This is a genomic window from Kordia sp. (genome assembly GCF_965283645.1).
Taxonomy (GTDB): domain Bacteria; phylum Bacteroidota; class Bacteroidia; order Flavobacteriales; family Flavobacteriaceae; genus Kordia.
In genome coordinates, this window is the sequence record NZ_CBDIPG010000001.1 from 4320299 (window position 1) to 4336166 (window position 15868).

Below are 15868 nucleotides of genomic sequence, written 5' to 3' on the forward strand. Positions count from 1 at the left end.
ACATTCCCACTTCAACTATAATAACTGAAAAACCGCCACAATTGTACAATTGTAGCGGTTTTTCTATATAAATTCGTTTCAAAGTTGCGAAAGTTTATTCAGAAACTTTCTTTGCGCCTTCGATCACTTTTTGTTTCAAACCTTCTTTATACACTAAAATTTTGTCCAATACGCATGCATCAGAAGTTCCAATAATTTGTGCGGCTAAAATTCCAGCATTCTTAGCGCCATCCAAGGCTACTGTTGCTACAGGAACGCCGCCAGGCATCTGTAAAATAGACAAAATAGAATCCCAACCATCAATAGAATTTCTCGATTTTACTGGAACGCCAATTACTGGCAACGGAGACAAAGAAGCTACCATGCCAGGTAAATGCGCCGCGCCACCAGCACCAGCAATAACAACGCTAATTCCTCGTGTGTGTGCGTTTTTACCATAATCAAATAACTTCTCAGGAGTTCTGTGTGCAGAAACAATATCTACTTCAATTTCAATATCAAAACCGTTCAAAATATCAATTGCTTCTTGCATCACAGGAAGATCACTTGTACTTCCCATAATAATTCCCACTTTTGCCATATTACTTACTAATTACGTTGATTGTTTGTTTCACTTTTGCCGCTACTTTTCGAGCTTCGGCAACATTTTCATCCACAATAGTTACATGTCCCATCTTGCGAAACGGACGTGTTTGTTTCTTTCCATAAATATGTGGTGTCACGCCTTCCATTTGCATGATTTTTTCAATATTCTCATACACAACATCACCAGTATGATTCTCGGCGCCAACTAAATTTACCATAATTCCAGCAACTTTACTAGCTGTATTTCCTAAAGGTAAATCTAAAATTGCACGGATATGTTGTTCAAACTGGCATGTATAACTCGCTTCAATACTATAATGGCCACTATTGTGTGGTCTTGGAGCAACTTCATTCACAATAATTTCATCGTCTTGTGTTTGAAAAAGTTCTACTGCCAAAATTCCTGTATGTTGTATTGCTTCGGACACTTGTAACGCTACTTTTTTCGCTTTCGCTTGAATGTCCTCAGAAATTCTTGCTGGACAAATTACATACTCAACCTGATTGGCTTCTGGATGAAACTCCATTTCTACCACAGGATACGTTTTCATTTCGCCTGAAACATTTCGGGCAACAATTACGGCGAGTTCATTCTTAAAATCGATCAATTGCTCGCACATACATTCTACATTCGGTAAATTTCCTAAATCTTCCAATGAACGAACTACTTTTACGCCAGTTCCATCATACCCAAACTGTGTGCTTTTCCAAACAAAAGGAATTGAAATTACTTCGTTTTCTACACCATGAATCAATTCTTCCAACGACATGTAAATTGAAAATGGCGCTGTCGGAATTTCATGTTTTTGATAAAAAAGCTTCTGAACTCCTTTATTCTGAATTGTTCGCAATGTTTTTGCAGACGGATATACATGCACACCTTCATCTTCAAGCTTCTCTAAAGCATCTACATTTACAAGTTCTATTTCAAACGTCAATACATCTACATTCTTACCAAAATTATACACCGTATCAAAGTCCATCAAATCACCTTGATGAAAATCATTACACGCTATTTTACAAGGTGCTTCTGCGCTTGGATCAAGCACTTTTGTGTAAATGTCAAACTTTCGAGTTGTATACAGTAGCATTTTGCCTAATTGACCGCCACCGAGAATTCCTAGTTTAAAATTGGAGGAAAAATAATTCATGGATTTCATATTTTACACAAAAGTACAAATCTAAAATGGTAAAAGTAAACTCGTAAAACGTTATTCATAAATCAATTTGTATCTTTGCACCTTTCAAAATGATAAAAAGTGTCATTTTTAATGAAATATCAACGGATAAAAGAAATTTTTATTCCAAAAACGCATTCAAACCGTGATTAAATTACACGACAAATATTTCAAGAAATTCATTACTGAAGCGCAAATTCAGGAAGCTGTCGCTAGAATGTCCTCAGAGATAGCTGACGACCTCAAAGGTGAACAACCAATTTTCATCGGAATTTTGAACGGCGTTTTTATGTTTTTCTCCGATTTTATGAAGGCGTATCCATTTCCATGCGAAATGAGTTTCATCAAACTAGCTTCTTATCACGGAACTTCTTCTACAGGAGACATCAAAGAACTCATTGGCTTATCTCAAGACATTGAAGGAAGAACCGTTGTTGTATTAGAAGATATCATTGATACGGGGAATACCTTAGACGAATTACACAAAATATTCAAAGCAAAAAAAGTAAAACAATTCAAAATTGGAACGTTATTTTTTAAGCCTGAAGCATATCAAAAACAACACAACATAGATTATATCGGAATGGAAATTCCTAATGAATTCATCGTAGGTTACGGTTTGGATTATGACGAATTAGGAAGAAACTTACCCGAAGTTTATCAACTACACACACACAACATGATTAATTTAATTTTATTTGGAAAGCCAGGCGCTGGAAAAGGAACACAAGCAAACTTCTTAAAAGAAAAGTATGATTTAGTTCATATTTCTACAGGAGATGTATTTAGATACAATATTAAAAACGGAACAGAATTAGGGCTGTTAGCCAAGTCATATATGGACAAAGGCGATTTAGTTCCTGATGAAGTTACCATTAATATGTTACAAGCGGAAGTGGAGAAAAATCCTGAAGCAAAAGGATTTATATTTGACGGTTTTCCAAGAACTACGGCACAATCAGAAGCATTAGATGCGTTTTTAGCAACAAAAGAGTGGACAATTTCTGCTACAATTGCTTTAGAAGCTGATGACGAAATCTTAATTCAACGTTTGTTAGAACGAGGAAAAGAAAGCAAGCGTGTAGATGACCAAGATGAAGATAAAATTAGAAATCGTTTTGATGAGTACAATCAAAAAACAGCTCCATTAATCAATTATTACAAAGCGCAAAACAAATTTTATAGCGTAAATGGTATTGGAACTATTGAAGAAATTACAGTACGTTTAAGCAAGGTTATTGATGCATTATAATTCTCAATTATACATACAAAACTTACAACAAGAATTGGCGCCACTACAACAACAAATAGTGGCACATTCTTTATATAATAAAGTGAATTCTGTACATGCGTTGAATACATTTATGGAACATCATGTGTTTGCTGTATTTGATTTTATGTCACTATTAAAAGCATTGCAAATACACTTAACACAAACAGAATTACCTTGGATTCCAAAAGGGAATCCAGTCACAAGACGATTTATCAACGAAATTGTTTTTGGTGAAGAAAGCGATATTGACAAAGATGGAAAACCATTAAGTCATTATGAAATGTATGTAGAAGCTATGGAAGCTTCTGAAGCAAATACAGAAATGATTTCAGAATGCATTGCATATATTTCAAAAGGTAAAAGTGTCGCTGAAAGTTTGATCGCGGTAAATGCACCAAAAGCTGTACAAGATTTTGTGAATTTTACATTTGCCATAATTAATACAAAAGAAGTACATAAAATTGCGGCAGTATTTACGTTTGGTCGAGAAGATTTAATTCCAAATATGTTTTTGGAAATGGTCAAAGGAATAGATCAAAAAAGTATCGATGTAAATTTGGATAAGTTTATCTATTATTTAGAAAGACATATTGAGCTTGATGGAGATGAACATGGACCATTAGCGTTACAAATGATACAAGAATTGTGTGGTACTGACTCTCAGAAATGGGAAGATTGTATCGCGGTAAGCAAGCAAGCATTACAACACAGAATTGCACTTTGGACAGCAATTGAAGACAAAATAGAAGTATTTTCGCAACATGAACTTGTGTAGCGAACTAAAATAATGATACAATGACAGATGGAAATTTTGTAGATTATGTAAAAATGCACATAACTTCTGGAAACGGAGGAAAAGGATCTATGCATTTATTACGTGAAAAATACAACGCTAAAGGCGGACCTGATGGCGGCGATGGCGGACGTGGCGGACATATTATCCTCAGAGGAAATCAAAACCTTTGGACACTTTACCATTTCAAACTGAAAAGGCATCACAAAGCTGAACATGGAAGTCATGGTAGTGGAAATAGAAGCACAGGAGCAGACGGACAAGATGTATATTTAGATGTTCCGTTAGGAACTGTAGTACGTGATACAGAAACCAATGAAATCATTTTTGAAATCACGGCACATGATGAAGAACGTATCATTGCTGAAGGTGGAAAAGGTGGACGCGGAAACTGGCATTTCAAATCGTCAACAAATCAAACACCACGCTATGCACAACCTGGAATTCCGGGTGAAGAAAAAGATATTCTATTAGAATTAAAAGTATTAGCAGATGTTGGTTTGGTAGGATTTCCAAATGCTGGAAAATCAACCTTACTTTCTGTAATTACTTCGGCAAAACCGAAAATTGGTAATTACGAGTTTACAACACTAAAACCAAATTTAGGAATTGTAGAATACAGAGATTACAGATCGTTTGTCATGGCAGACATTCCAGGAATTATTGAAGGTGCTTCCGAAGGAAAAGGTTTGGGGCATTATTTCTTACGACACATTGAGCGTAACTCAACCTTACTATTTTTAATTCCTGCAGATAGTGCTGATATTTCAAAAGAATACGACATTCTATTGAATGAACTTCAAAAATACAATCCTGAATTGCTAGATAAAGAGCGTTTCATTGCAATTTCTAAGTCAGACATGCTAGACGATGAACTGATGGAAGAAATGAGCGTAGAACTCAAGCGAGACTTAAATATTCCGTTCATGTTTATCTCTTCTGTTGCCCAACAAGGTATCATGGAACTCAAAGATAAACTCTGGGAAATGTTAAACAACTAATAAGAAGTGACTTTAGAGTCACTTTTTTTGTATCTTTTTTTCAGAATGACGCACTTTATACCTTTATAATACTTAATGAATATACATTAACTATTTACAATCAATTAACATGAAAAAAGTACTTTTCCTCCTTTTTATAATTTTCTCACAACTTTCGTTTGCACAAAAAAACGAACGCATCTCTACCGTTGATTTTGTTCAAATTATAGATGGAAACAAAGCAGAAGCTATGTATTATTACCAGCATAACTGGAAAATACTACGTCAAATGGCGATTAAGAAAAACTATATAGCTTCTTTTGAAATCATGGAAACCGTGTATTCTGAAGAAGCGCCTTTTCATCTCATGTTGATTACAACATATGTAAACAACGCGCAATACGAACAACGTGAAAAACACTTTCAAGAACTTATCAAATTAGCAGGAAAGCTGAAATTACTGAATGATAAAAAACCAACAGAATTCCGAAAAAACCTATTTCATAAAGAAAATGTGAGGCATCAGAATTAATACAGATCTTTCTGCTTAAAGACTGAACTAGTGGAAAATGATAAGAAATTATAAATGCCAAATGTTTAATTTTAAATTATTTTTTTAGACAATAAACAACTAAATAATACCAACTAAATGAACTCAACACCAACATTATTCGTCTACGGCGGACAAGTCAATAAAGGATTTGTAGAATATACAGCCAAACTCACAGGAAAGAAAAAACCACGCATTTGCTTTTTGCCAACCGCAACAGGTGACGCACTTTGGTACATAAATTATTGGTATGAGTTATGTCACGATTTAGAAGTAGAGCCGCATGTATTGAAAGTTTGGATTAGTACCAGTTCGCAAGATTGGGCTTTTGAAGATCTATTATTGGAAATGGACGCCATTATTGTTGGTGGCGGAAATACCTTAAACTTGATGACCTTACTAAAAGCACATGAACTTGATACTGTGTTCAAAAAAGCATACGACAAAGGAATTGTATTGGCTGGCGGAAGTGCAGGATCTATATGTTGGTTCAATGGTGGATTTTCAGATTCTAGACCTAAAGAACTTACGTTTGTAGCAGGTTTCAACTTTTTACCATTCAGTAACTGTCCACATTACCATTCCGATCCGTCACGTCGTCCGTTATTTCATCATAATATTGCCAACGAAATTTTAACCGATGGTTACGCGTGCGATGACTTGTCAGGAATTGTATTCGAAAACGGAAAAGTAACGAAAGTGATGTCTTTAGACGAAGAAAATCATTCATATTTCGTTTACAAAAAAGATGATGAAGTTATTGAAGAACGTTTGGAATCGGAGGTTTTTTCTTAGTATTTTTCATTCTTAGCGAACATTGAGCGGAGTCGAAATGTGATGTAAACGGCATTCAACATTTATGACTTAATCGCTTTCTTAGTTTCCAACACAACTCCATCTACAATAGTACGAATCAAATAGATTCCTTTTGGTTGTGTTGAGATATCAATTTGTGGAATTTTAGAAAGTTTTGTATGTGTATTGGTTTGAATCAATTGTCCGTTCATGTTAAAAACTTCTACAGTAAGACGATCATATGTTTTATCAAGCTGTAGCTGAAATAAACCGTTTGCAGAAGGATTTGGGAAAAGCCTCGGTATTGCTTTTTCTTCAATTGCTTTTTCAGCATGTATTTCGATTCCTTTTACGGTGTATATACATTTACTTTCTTCATCCTCATCTTCAACCATTCTACACATTATGAAATAATCGTAATTATTACTTCCTTTAGATATTACTTTTCTGCATGTTACAAGTTTGTTTAGTGTTAAAGTGATAGTCTCTAATTCATCAAAATCTTGTTCTAATACAATTTGAATATGTTTTTGATCACCAACGACAACTTCTTTAGTTTCAAATCCTAGATAAGAAATGACTAAGATGTTTTCAGGAATTACGTCAAGCGTAAATGTTCCCTGTGCGTTTGTAATTTTTCCTTTCGTTGTATTTTTGACAATCACGTTTGCGTTTGGAAGTATATTTTTATCTGCATCATACACAATTCCTGAAACCGTGTTGGTTTGCGCAAAGCAATTAAATGACAGACTAAAGAATACGCAAAATAGTAACATTGGTTTCATAATAATTTTTGTTTGATTAGAATCCAAATCTACCGTATCTTGATACTTTATAAAACGACGAATTCGTGAACAGCGCTTTTGAGTGAGTGAAACATATCTTTTTAAAAAACGACAACTTTTTATGCAACACATACTACAAACAGCAACGACAACACTTGAAATTATTTGGGATGAATCGTGTGGAATTATTGATCGGATAAAAAACTATACTTTGCTAGAAGGAATTGCAACACATATTCAAGGAGAAGTATTTTTTTATCAATACGAATTGGACATTCCATTCAATGGACAAGAACGCGAAATTTTTGACGTTGGTGATGTGGTGTATTGGCGTTCGCAAACAGATGATACAAAGTTTGGAATTTTATTCATGTATGGAAATACTACGTATGGCGATGGAACAAAACCAAGAACGTCAAGTCCAGGTATTAAAATTGGACATATTGAACAACATGAAGCCATTCGTTTGATTGAAACAGGTGAAAAATTGAAATTAGGATAAAAATAAATAAATCATGAAGTATAACATAAAATCTATTCGAACTTTTATTGGCGCAAAAAATTATGAAGTTTCTAGAAACTTCTATCAGGACTTAGGTTTTGAAGAAATTATTATTTTTCCAAAAATGTCGTATTTCCAAATGGGAAATTTCGGTTTTTATCTTCAAGATGCATATGTGAAAGATTGGGTTAACAATTCAATGGTTTTTATAGAAGTAAGCGATTTGCAAAAACATTTTGAGCATATAAAATCGTTACAACTAGACAAGAAATACGAAAATGTGCGACTCAAAGAAATCGTTTACAACGATTGGGGAAACGAGTTTTTCATCTACGATCCGTCAGGAATTTTATGGCATATTGGCGAGTTTACACGTTAGTAGTTGATTGTACTTTATAGCAATCCAACATTTCGACTTCGCTCAATAGTGCAACTCAAGAAAAGCAAACTGAGCGGAGTCGAAGTTTAAATTTGTTCATTACTATTTCACTTTGATACGAATACCTTTGGTGTGACTTCTAAATTCAGGCGCATACATACTTTCAATTGTTGTAATTCCGTTTGAAAAATCACCTACATTATTCACGCGAACTTCATATTCGAGAATAAAAACACCTGCTGGAATTTTATCAAAAAAGAAGTTTGTACTTGCATCACGTGTGCTTTCAAAATACCCAACTCCATCTTGCCATTTGTATTCAGATAATACATTTGTTGGTTCCAAACCAGCCGCGCGCATATCTTTTAAATGTATAAACTCGATGTCTTTTTTATTTTTAATTGTCAATCGGACAGTAATTAAATCGCCAATTTGTAACGAACGTTTTGCCAACGGAACTAAGGTTTTTTTAGAACCAACAACTTTTTTAGTATATAACTCTTTTGTTACTTGTAAAGGCGATTCATCATTTTGAATTATGTTGTCTAATTCTTCAAAATATTGCCAATACACGCCGCCATATCCAACAGTTTTACTATTGTTTTGAATCTTTATCGTCGCTTTTTCTTTAGTTGTTTCATCTTTGTTCCATGACATTTTTAGATATCCTGTACCAGCTTCTTTTTCAGCTTCATTAAGTTGTTTTGTCTTAATTTTTTCCGTTCCGATAGTGAAAACTGTATTGTCTTTGATTGAAATAAATTCTTTTGGATGTAGCAACAAGGCATAAATTGCTTCTGTTGTTGCTTTTGTAGTTGCCCATTGTGAGGTTTGTTTTTGTTGCAACAACCACAATTGTAATTCTCCAACGATTTTGTCATCTTTTGTAATTTCTGAAAACGCTTCAATGAGCAACGCTTGCACTTCCACAGCATGCGAAGTATACGAACGCCTTTCTGTAACAGCTTTCCAATACATTCCGTTTTCTTCAGATGTTACGGCAGTTTCGGCTAACGACGTCATAATTTTTTTAGCAATATTTGTATTCCCAAAACGATGTAATGCAGTTGCCAATTGGGCTTTTTTCTCTATGGATAAAGTCAACCAATTATTTTCTAAACCTTTGGTGTAAAACGCAATTGCTTTCTGAACATCTTTTGAAGGTTTAAATTCTTGTGCAAATGAACTACGAACATGTAAATATTGAATTTGTCCTTCATAATAAACATTTGCTGGGTTTTTAGAATGATGAATATATGTTTTGAAAAATTGTTCATCTATGTAGTTGACGGCTTTTTTAATCATAAAATTGAATGATCTATTTTCCAACGCTTCCACATTCAATTTTTGTAAATGCGCATATGAATTCAAGATGTGAAGTGTCATGTATATATTTTCATTTCCACCTGAAAACCATGGAAATCCACCAGATGATTTTTGTAAATCGTCTAGTTTAATAACAATTTCCATGAATTGATTTTCAAGTGCATCAGCATCAAATAATTGTAACAAACGTTGTTTCTTTTCGGTTTCAGAAGCGGCATCACGAACCCAAGGTGTTTCCTGAATCAATAGGGTTTTTAACTCTGAATTCTTTTCTAAATCAGAGATTAACGCGCCATTTGCTTTCCATGATTCAAATACTTCTATAATTTTTGGCGAACTTTGTAAAATATGCGTTGCTAATAAGTTTGCATACAAGCGTGCAAAGGTTTGTTCGGCACATTCATACGGATATTCTAATAAATACGGTAATGATTGAATGGCATTCCATGTTGGATTTGAAGTATATTCCAATGTTAATTTGTGTTGCTTTAAACTTTTACTTTTGTTGTTGGCAAGCTTGCTAAACGTAACTTCTGTTGCTTCTCCAGCTTTTACCCAAATTGGTTTTGCTTCTGTAATTAATATACTATTTTTTAATACAGGCAACGCACTTTCTTCTCCGTCTGAGAAATTTCCCGCTTTAGCGATCACTCTATATTGAATGGCATCCAAGCCTTCCGGAATGTACAATTTCCATGAAACCGTTGTGTTTCCTTTTGCGTCAATTGTAAATGCTTTGTTTTTGTTTTCTAAGTGAAGTTGCGCATCAATAGATTTCATGTTTAACGCATTAAACAATCGGAGTGAAGCAATTCCTTTGCTTTTTTCTGAACGTAAATTGGTCACTTTCGTAGAAATGACAATCGTATCTTTTTCACGTAAAAAACGCGGCATATTTGGAATAACCATCAATTCTTTTTGTGTGACAGCATTTTTTTCAATCATTCCATATACACCATCTTTTTGATGTGCTAACAATTGAAACTTCCAACGCGTCAACGCTTCAGGCACTTCAAACTCAATGGCTACATTTCCTTCTGCGTCTGTTCGTAAGTGTGGAAAAAAGAAAGCGGTTTCATCTAATTTTTTTCGTGTTTCCACCGTATTAAGATCGTCTTCAGTAATTCCGACAATAACGTCTACACCATCAATGGTTTCTTTTTTTGTTCCGTATTTAGTTGTAATAATAATTACGCCATTTGCGCCTCTATTTCCGTATAAAGCTGTTGCAGAATCACCTTTAAGAACGTCTAAACTTGTAATATTATTTTGATCTAAATTTTTAAAAGTATTTTCATCTATCGGCACACCATCAATAATAAATAGTGGTGCTACGGAACCATCAATTGAGTTGCGCCCACGCAATAAAATTGTACCACTTCCGCCAGATTGTCCATTTGAAGTTTGTATGTCAATTCCGGCAGCTTGACCTCTCAATATTTGTTCAATAGAAGCTGTAGGTATATTAATTGATCGTCCATTAATGGTAACAATAGATGAGGTAATATTGGAACGACGTTCAGTTCCATATGCAACAATAACAACTTCACCTAATGCATTGTTACTTTCCAACGAAACGTTTATGTTATTTTTGGAACCAACACGTATTTCTTCAGAATTAAAACCTATATAACTTACAACTAATATTTCTTCAGGTTTTACGTTTATTGAAAACAATCCGTCAAAGTCAGTTGTAATTCCTATTTCAGTTCCTTTAATTAAAACAGTTGCACCAGGTAATGGCAAACCTGTATCATCAGAAACATACCCAGTAATATTTCCAGTTGCGTTTTTTCTCTGTTCTTTTTTTTCTTGTAAACGTTTTAGATATAAGTTGTTTTTATATGTTGAGTTTTTAAAGTCTAATCCAAACCAATCAAATTGTAATTGAGGCCCAAAATTTGGCTTATTCAGATATACATTTTTGTTGTAAAGAATGCGTGATTTTGATGTTGTAAAGTTTGATGTTTTAAACCTTGGCGTACTGTAGTAATTATAATTGATAGAACTCATATTTGGATTCCATACATGTGTGGTAAATTGATCTAATGACTCATCATACATTGAAGCCAATACTTCCGTAGGATTCGCTTTTTTCTCTAAATCAAGAATGTTAAATCGCCAAGTTTCCTTTTGTCCAGGCATTAATTTATTTCGAAAACTTAGTGTTTCAATATTTAGAAACTTATTCTCTGAAAAGAGTTGTAGATTAAATTTTCGTTCATAAAAGCTATTGAATTTTGTGTATTGTAAACGAATTGTAACTTCATCTTTATATGTAGGTTTGATAGGAATTTGAACAATTTTAGAACCTTTATCTATCTTGAAATTTTTAGCGTACACCAAACCTTCTTGATAAAACATGTGTACATTCACAGGCAATGTATCATTTTTAATTGCTGTTGCAATTTTTAAAGCGATATAACCATCTTTGGCAAATGCACTGTTAAGAATTGTGTAGTCAAAAATTTCATTATCAGGCAAATAACGATCTTCTATATCAGTTAGTGTAATTATTTTTTTGACATGTATGGAATCTTTTTGTTCGTTAATTCCGTAACTTTCAATTGCATATTTTCCAGATTTCCAAGTGTCTACATCTACCGAAATCGATTTGTCATTCGTGGTATTAAACGCCAACTGTGCAACTTGCGTTCCTTTTTCCCAATGACGTTCCGATTCACTTTTTTCATATTGTTCATGTGGAAATTGTGTAATAAATGCTGCTTTCGGAATTAATTGTGTTGTTGGTAAAGACCAAGGACGTTCGCGTAAAACACGATCAGGACTTTTGAGTTTGTATATTTTTATATCGCCAGAAGCTAAGACAGGAACATTGTTTACATCGTTCGCATTTATTCCAATAACTAGTGGAGATTTCAAATCTTGTGTTGTGGGGACAACTAAATAAAAATTGAAATTATCCTCACTTACTTGAATGGTTTTTTGTGCCGTTTGCGTTTCACCATTTATATCAATAATGTCAATATCTATCGTATATGTGTAAGATTTAATGTCAGCTTTTGCAATGCTATCATTTTCTAAAGCGACAAATGGAATGGTAAATTTACCCGTTTTGTCCGTTTTGGTCGTTGCAGTTAGTAGTTCATAATTACTACTATAATAGCCATATGTTTCTCTTTTGTTATATAGAATATTTGTTTGCCGTTTTACTTTATATTTTACAATTGCATCCGAAACATAACTTCCCAACAGTGCTTTTGCCGTTCCTTTGATATGAATAGAATCATTAAATGTAACATGATCTTCAAACTTATCTAGGACAACTTCAAAACGCGGACGTTTGTATTCTTCTACTCTAAATTCGTGTTGATGAGATTCAAAATCTACAAAATCCCAAAACGGATGTTCATCTTCTTCGAAATCAATATCTTCATCAATTTCTATAGAATATTCGCCTGTAGGTGCATTTTTTGGCAAACGAAAAGAACCGCTAAACGTACCAAACTCGTTTGTTTTTAGGCGAAATTCTTTCATCTCATCATAATCGGCTTCAATAATAACGGAACAATACACATTTGGCACCACGGAACTTTTGCCATTTTTTTGTTGTAGCAAAATTCCTTTGAAATAAATAGTTTGTCCTGGTCTGTAAATACTTCTATCCATAAACACAAACGGACGCGCTTTCCATTCGGTTGCTTCTTCTCCTACTTCTTTTTTATTATTGATACCTAACGATGTATTTTTCGTGTATAATGTATCGTTTTGATACGTTACATATTCTGTAATCTTGCGTTTTCCTTCACGTTTACGAATGATAGCATTTCCAATATAATCTGTGTGTAAATGCTGATTAATGATTTTTTTATCATCAAAAACAGTAATTTTTGCATTATGAATCGGAATTCCTGTATCTCTATTTACAACCGTATACATAATATCTGAATTGAGCGTAGTTGTAAATATCGCAAGATTTGTTTTTTTAACTTCTGAGTATACAAATACTTTTGAATCAGCGGAATCTTCATTTTTATCAGATAGTGTGATGAGATAGTTTCCTGTAGGAAGTTTTGGAACACTAATTTCAAAATCATGGGCATAAAAATCTTGAGGAATTTTATGCACGTAGTTTTTTGTTAAAACGGGTTTGTGTGTTAACGCATAGCTAGCTATAATTGAATCATGATCTTTATGTTTTGCAGTATATAAAAATCTATTTGGTACACGATATGCTTTCAAAAAAAGGGTGTCAATATTCCTGAAAGATACACTGGCAAGCGAAGGTCTGTTAGGAATACTATGCGCTTCCATTTGTAAACGAATACTACTTTTTTCAATATCTTTTTGTAATAATTCACACTTCAAAGCGCCTTCCGAATTAGGATACTTATCCAGTACTTCTTGTGTAAGTTTGTGGGCTTTTACTCTAAATTCCTTATAATTTGGATACATTTCATGTGAAATTCCGGATGAAATTGATAGATATGAATTTGCAATGTCATACTGAATTAAAGCAGCTTGTGTATGTTCCTGATAACGGTTTGCTAATTTTTTCAACGCTTTTAAATATAGCGGAAGCAAAGGAGTTTTAGATTTCCATATTGCAAACTCTAAGCGTTTTAATACAACTGGAATATATGCTTCTGTAGAATTTTGATGTAATTTTTCAAGCTTTTGAAAAAGTTGCAATGCACTTACTACGCTAATTTCATTTGAAGACGTTGCCACAAAATTATATGTCAAAAAAGAAGCATCTACAGTAAAAAGAATATCTTTATTTATTTTATCATATTGATTTGCACTAAGTGAAGAAACCTTACCATCATAAAAGTCTAAGGCAGTATGTGCTAAAATATCATACAATGTTGGGCGCTGTTCTTTTTTGGAAGCTGTTCCTTTTAAAAATGCAGTATAATTTGTTGAAGGAAGCTGTTGTAATGCAGTTTCTTTTTGAATAGAATGTTGAAAATGTTGATGAATTTTAGCAATAAACATCTTGGCGTCCCAAACCCGATAATCACTTGGAAGACTATCATTTTCAATAGCAGAACGCGCGCGAATTTTATATTGGTGTTTCTTAAAATACTGAAACAAAAAGTTCGCATATATATTTTCAAGAATAGCATTCGTAGGAAACGATTGTTGTTGCAGTGCTACTTCCAAACGTTCAAAAACCAAACGTTCGGCTTCTTCATCGAGCAATAGCGAAAACTTCGAACTGTAAATAAAACTCTTTACAATTTGTGCTGTATTCTGTTCTTTTTCAGCTTTAGTATAAATTTTTTGGACAATCTTATTCGCAGCTTTTGCTTTGCCTTCCAATTCCAAACGTTCTACTTTTTTCCACTTTTTTTCATAATTATATTGCGCAACGCTTATTTGAAAACATAAAAATGTAAAAATGCCAACCAAGTAAAGATTTTTCATAATTTTTAGTGCTAGTTTATGAAGCAAAGAACCAAAAACGTATACTTAACTACAACAAGCAATTAGGCAACGTACATTTTCAATTAGGTAACATACGAATTGAAACAGTTCATCGTTTTAAAAATATCAAAAGCTATTTTCTTTTCAGTATCTTAGTTTCCAATCAAATTATATGAAAAAAAAGATTTTATATTTTCTGTGTAGTTGTTTCGCTTTCGCGAATGTACATGCACAAGTATTTCCCAAGCCTAGTTTGTCTTCACCCGAAAAAACATTCTATACATATTTAGACAATGAAAACATTTCAAATCCTGAAAACTACACGGGAAATGTAAAGAAAGTGATTCGTACATTTAAAGAATATGAATATGGTTTAGATGTGTTAACGCTGGAAAAAACGTCGATGTTTGTCAATAGAGAAGGGAAATTTCATAAAACGGTCGTTCGAACATATTCATTTGGAATTGAAGATTCTAAAACCGAAACAAATCATTTAGAAGTTCCAAAAGCTACAATTAAAACAAACGGAAATAAAACTCTGAAAATCATCAAAAGTGAACTAAACGCAGATTTAGGATACGAATATGAAGAAAAAGGTGATGACACGTATGTGTATGAAAATGATCGTTTGATGGCGTTTTTCAACAATAATGATAGCATTTCATATGTGTATGATGCAAAAGATCGATTGGTAGAAATTAAAATGTTTGAAAGTTTACTTTTGGAAGAATACAATGACGAAGATGAAGCTACCACACTTTGGCGAAGCGAGTTTGAAGACAAGTTTTTACAGCGAATCACCTATGAAAATGGACGTGTTAAAAGTAAAATTATGTATGATAAATTTGGCGAAGTCATTGATATTTATAAAACAACATACACATATTCGAAAGTTAATTTGTTACAAAAATTTGAAACGATTTACCAACGTTATTTATATGATTATTACGATTCATCTATTGTGATTGACAAGCAAAAATATTCAGATTTCCCCAAAGTAGGCGAAACAGATAGTATACAAACGGGAACATTTCAATATTCCAAAACAAACAAAATCAATGCATATGCCGTCGTAAATGGAGATGAAAAAGAAAGTTATACAATTGTATTTGATGAAAATGATCGATTACATTTAGTAAACGGAATTTTGCAGTTTTATGGTAATGGTCAATTACAAAAACTAGAAGTTGAATACGAATATTTGTATGATGAAAAAGGAAATCCTAAAAGTATACGATCGTATTATTATAATGGTGGAGAAAAAATGATTCATAAAGAAACTACTTTTGAAATAGAATACTATTAACATAAAAACCAAAAAGAGCCGAAAT

12 protein-coding genes are annotated in these 15868 nt (G+C 33.3%); 8 read left to right on the forward strand and 4 right to left on the reverse strand.

From position 1 onward, the window contains the following. Window positions 1-94 precede the first annotated feature (94 nt). Window positions 95-580 carry a 5-(carboxyamino)imidazole ribonucleotide mutase gene (gene purE, locus ACQ654_RS19255; protein WP_430411973.1) on the reverse strand — a complete coding sequence of 162 codons (486 nt, stop codon included), beginning with the start codon at window positions 578-580 and terminating at the stop codon, window positions 95-97. 1 nt (window position 581) lies between these two features. Beyond that, window positions 582-1736 (reverse strand): 5-(carboxyamino)imidazole ribonucleotide synthase, encoded by a 1155-nt coding sequence (locus ACQ654_RS19260; protein WP_430411974.1) that lies wholly within the window; start codon window positions 1734-1736, stop codon window positions 582-584. Between the two features lie 172 nt (window positions 1737-1908). Between ACQ654_RS19260 and ACQ654_RS19265 the strand changes: the two genes are divergently transcribed. The 5 genes from ACQ654_RS19265 (at window position 1909) to ACQ654_RS19285 (ending at window position 6154) form a co-directional block, all read left to right on the forward strand. Continuing rightward, the gene (locus ACQ654_RS19265) at window positions 1909-3015 is read left to right on the forward strand and encodes an adenylate kinase (protein WP_430411975.1); all 1107 of its coding nucleotides are present in this window, start codon (window positions 1909-1911) and stop codon (window positions 3013-3015) included. After that, window positions 3005-3811, forward strand: coding sequence for a DUF3050 domain-containing protein (locus ACQ654_RS19270; RefSeq protein ID WP_430411976.1), 807 nt, complete (start codon window positions 3005-3007; stop codon window positions 3809-3811). Before ACQ654_RS19265 ends, ACQ654_RS19270 begins: the two co-directional genes overlap by 11 nt. A gap of 20 nt (window positions 3812-3831) precedes the next feature. After that, the gene (gene obgE / locus ACQ654_RS19275) at window positions 3832-4830 is read left to right on the forward strand and encodes a GTPase ObgE (RefSeq protein ID WP_430411977.1); all 999 of its coding nucleotides are present in this window, start codon (window positions 3832-3834) and stop codon (window positions 4828-4830) included. Window positions 4831-4939: 109 nt separating this feature from the next. Then, window positions 4940-5341: a hypothetical protein gene (locus ACQ654_RS19280; RefSeq protein WP_430411978.1), complete on the forward strand. Its 402-nt coding sequence runs from the start codon at window positions 4940-4942 to the stop codon at window positions 5339-5341. Between the two features lie 117 nt (window positions 5342-5458). Beyond that, window positions 5459-6154 carry a Type 1 glutamine amidotransferase-like domain-containing protein gene (locus ACQ654_RS19285; protein ID WP_430411979.1) on the forward strand — a complete coding sequence of 232 codons (696 nt, stop codon included), beginning with the start codon at window positions 5459-5461 and terminating at the stop codon, window positions 6152-6154. A 62-nt stretch (window positions 6155-6216) separates the two neighbouring features. Here ACQ654_RS19285 and ACQ654_RS19290 read toward each other — a convergent pair whose 3' ends face one another. Then, window positions 6217-6939: a carboxypeptidase-like regulatory domain-containing protein gene (locus ACQ654_RS19290; RefSeq protein ID WP_430411980.1), complete on the reverse strand. Its 723-nt coding sequence runs from the start codon at window positions 6937-6939 to the stop codon at window positions 6217-6219. Window positions 6940-7060: 121 nt separating this feature from the next. On the opposite strand from ACQ654_RS19290, the gene ACQ654_RS19295 reads away from it, so the two are divergent. Both ACQ654_RS19295 and ACQ654_RS19300 read left to right on the forward strand, forming a co-directional pair. Next, window positions 7061-7441 carry a hypothetical protein gene (locus ACQ654_RS19295; RefSeq protein ID WP_430411981.1) on the forward strand — a complete coding sequence of 127 codons (381 nt, stop codon included), beginning with the start codon at window positions 7061-7063 and terminating at the stop codon, window positions 7439-7441. A 13-nt stretch (window positions 7442-7454) separates the two neighbouring features. Then, complete coding sequence (locus ACQ654_RS19300; RefSeq protein ID WP_430411982.1) at window positions 7455-7820, forward strand: glyoxalase; 366 nt, start codon at window positions 7455-7457, stop codon at window positions 7818-7820. Window positions 7821-7922: 102 nt separating this feature from the next. On the opposite strand, the gene ACQ654_RS19305 is transcribed toward ACQ654_RS19300, so the two are convergent. Beyond that, entirely contained in the window at window positions 7923-14537 is a 6615-nt protein-coding gene (locus tag ACQ654_RS19305; RefSeq protein ID WP_430411983.1) for an MG2 domain-containing protein, read from the reverse strand. Window positions 14538-14709: 172 nt separating this feature from the next. Between ACQ654_RS19305 and ACQ654_RS19310 the strand changes: the two genes are divergently transcribed. Continuing rightward, the gene (locus ACQ654_RS19310) at window positions 14710-15843 is read left to right on the forward strand and encodes a hypothetical protein (protein ID WP_430411984.1); all 1134 of its coding nucleotides are present in this window, start codon (window positions 14710-14712) and stop codon (window positions 15841-15843) included. Window positions 15844-15868: the final 25 nt, after the last annotated feature.

Coding starts and splice junctions, on each gene's coding strand:
- purE (WP_430411973.1), bottom strand. CDS start 580: ATGGCAAAAGTGGGAATTATTATGGGAAGTACAAGTGATCTTCCTGTG.
- ACQ654_RS19260 (WP_430411974.1), bottom strand. CDS start 1,736: ATGAATTATTTTTCCTCCAATTTTAAACTAGGAATTCTCGGTGGCGGT.
- ACQ654_RS19270 (WP_430411976.1), top strand. CDS start 3,005: ATGCATTATAATTCTCAATTATACATACAAAACTTACAACAAGAATTG.
- obgE (WP_430411977.1), top strand. CDS start 3,832: ATGACAGATGGAAATTTTGTAGATTATGTAAAAATGCACATAACTTCT.
- ACQ654_RS19280 (WP_430411978.1), top strand. CDS start 4,940: ATGAAAAAAGTACTTTTCCTCCTTTTTATAATTTTCTCACAACTTTCG.
- ACQ654_RS19285 (WP_430411979.1), top strand. CDS start 5,459: ATGAACTCAACACCAACATTATTCGTCTACGGCGGACAAGTCAATAAA.
- ACQ654_RS19290 (WP_430411980.1), bottom strand. CDS start 6,939: ATGAAACCAATGTTACTATTTTGCGTATTCTTTAGTCTGTCATTTAAT.
- ACQ654_RS19295 (WP_430411981.1), top strand. CDS start 7,061: ATGCAACACATACTACAAACAGCAACGACAACACTTGAAATTATTTGG.
- ACQ654_RS19300 (WP_430411982.1), top strand. CDS start 7,455: ATGAAGTATAACATAAAATCTATTCGAACTTTTATTGGCGCAAAAAAT.
- ACQ654_RS19305 (WP_430411983.1), bottom strand. CDS start 14,537: ATGAAAAATCTTTACTTGGTTGGCATTTTTACATTTTTATGTTTTCAA.
- ACQ654_RS19310 (WP_430411984.1), top strand. CDS start 14,710: ATGAAAAAAAAGATTTTATATTTTCTGTGTAGTTGTTTCGCTTTCGCG.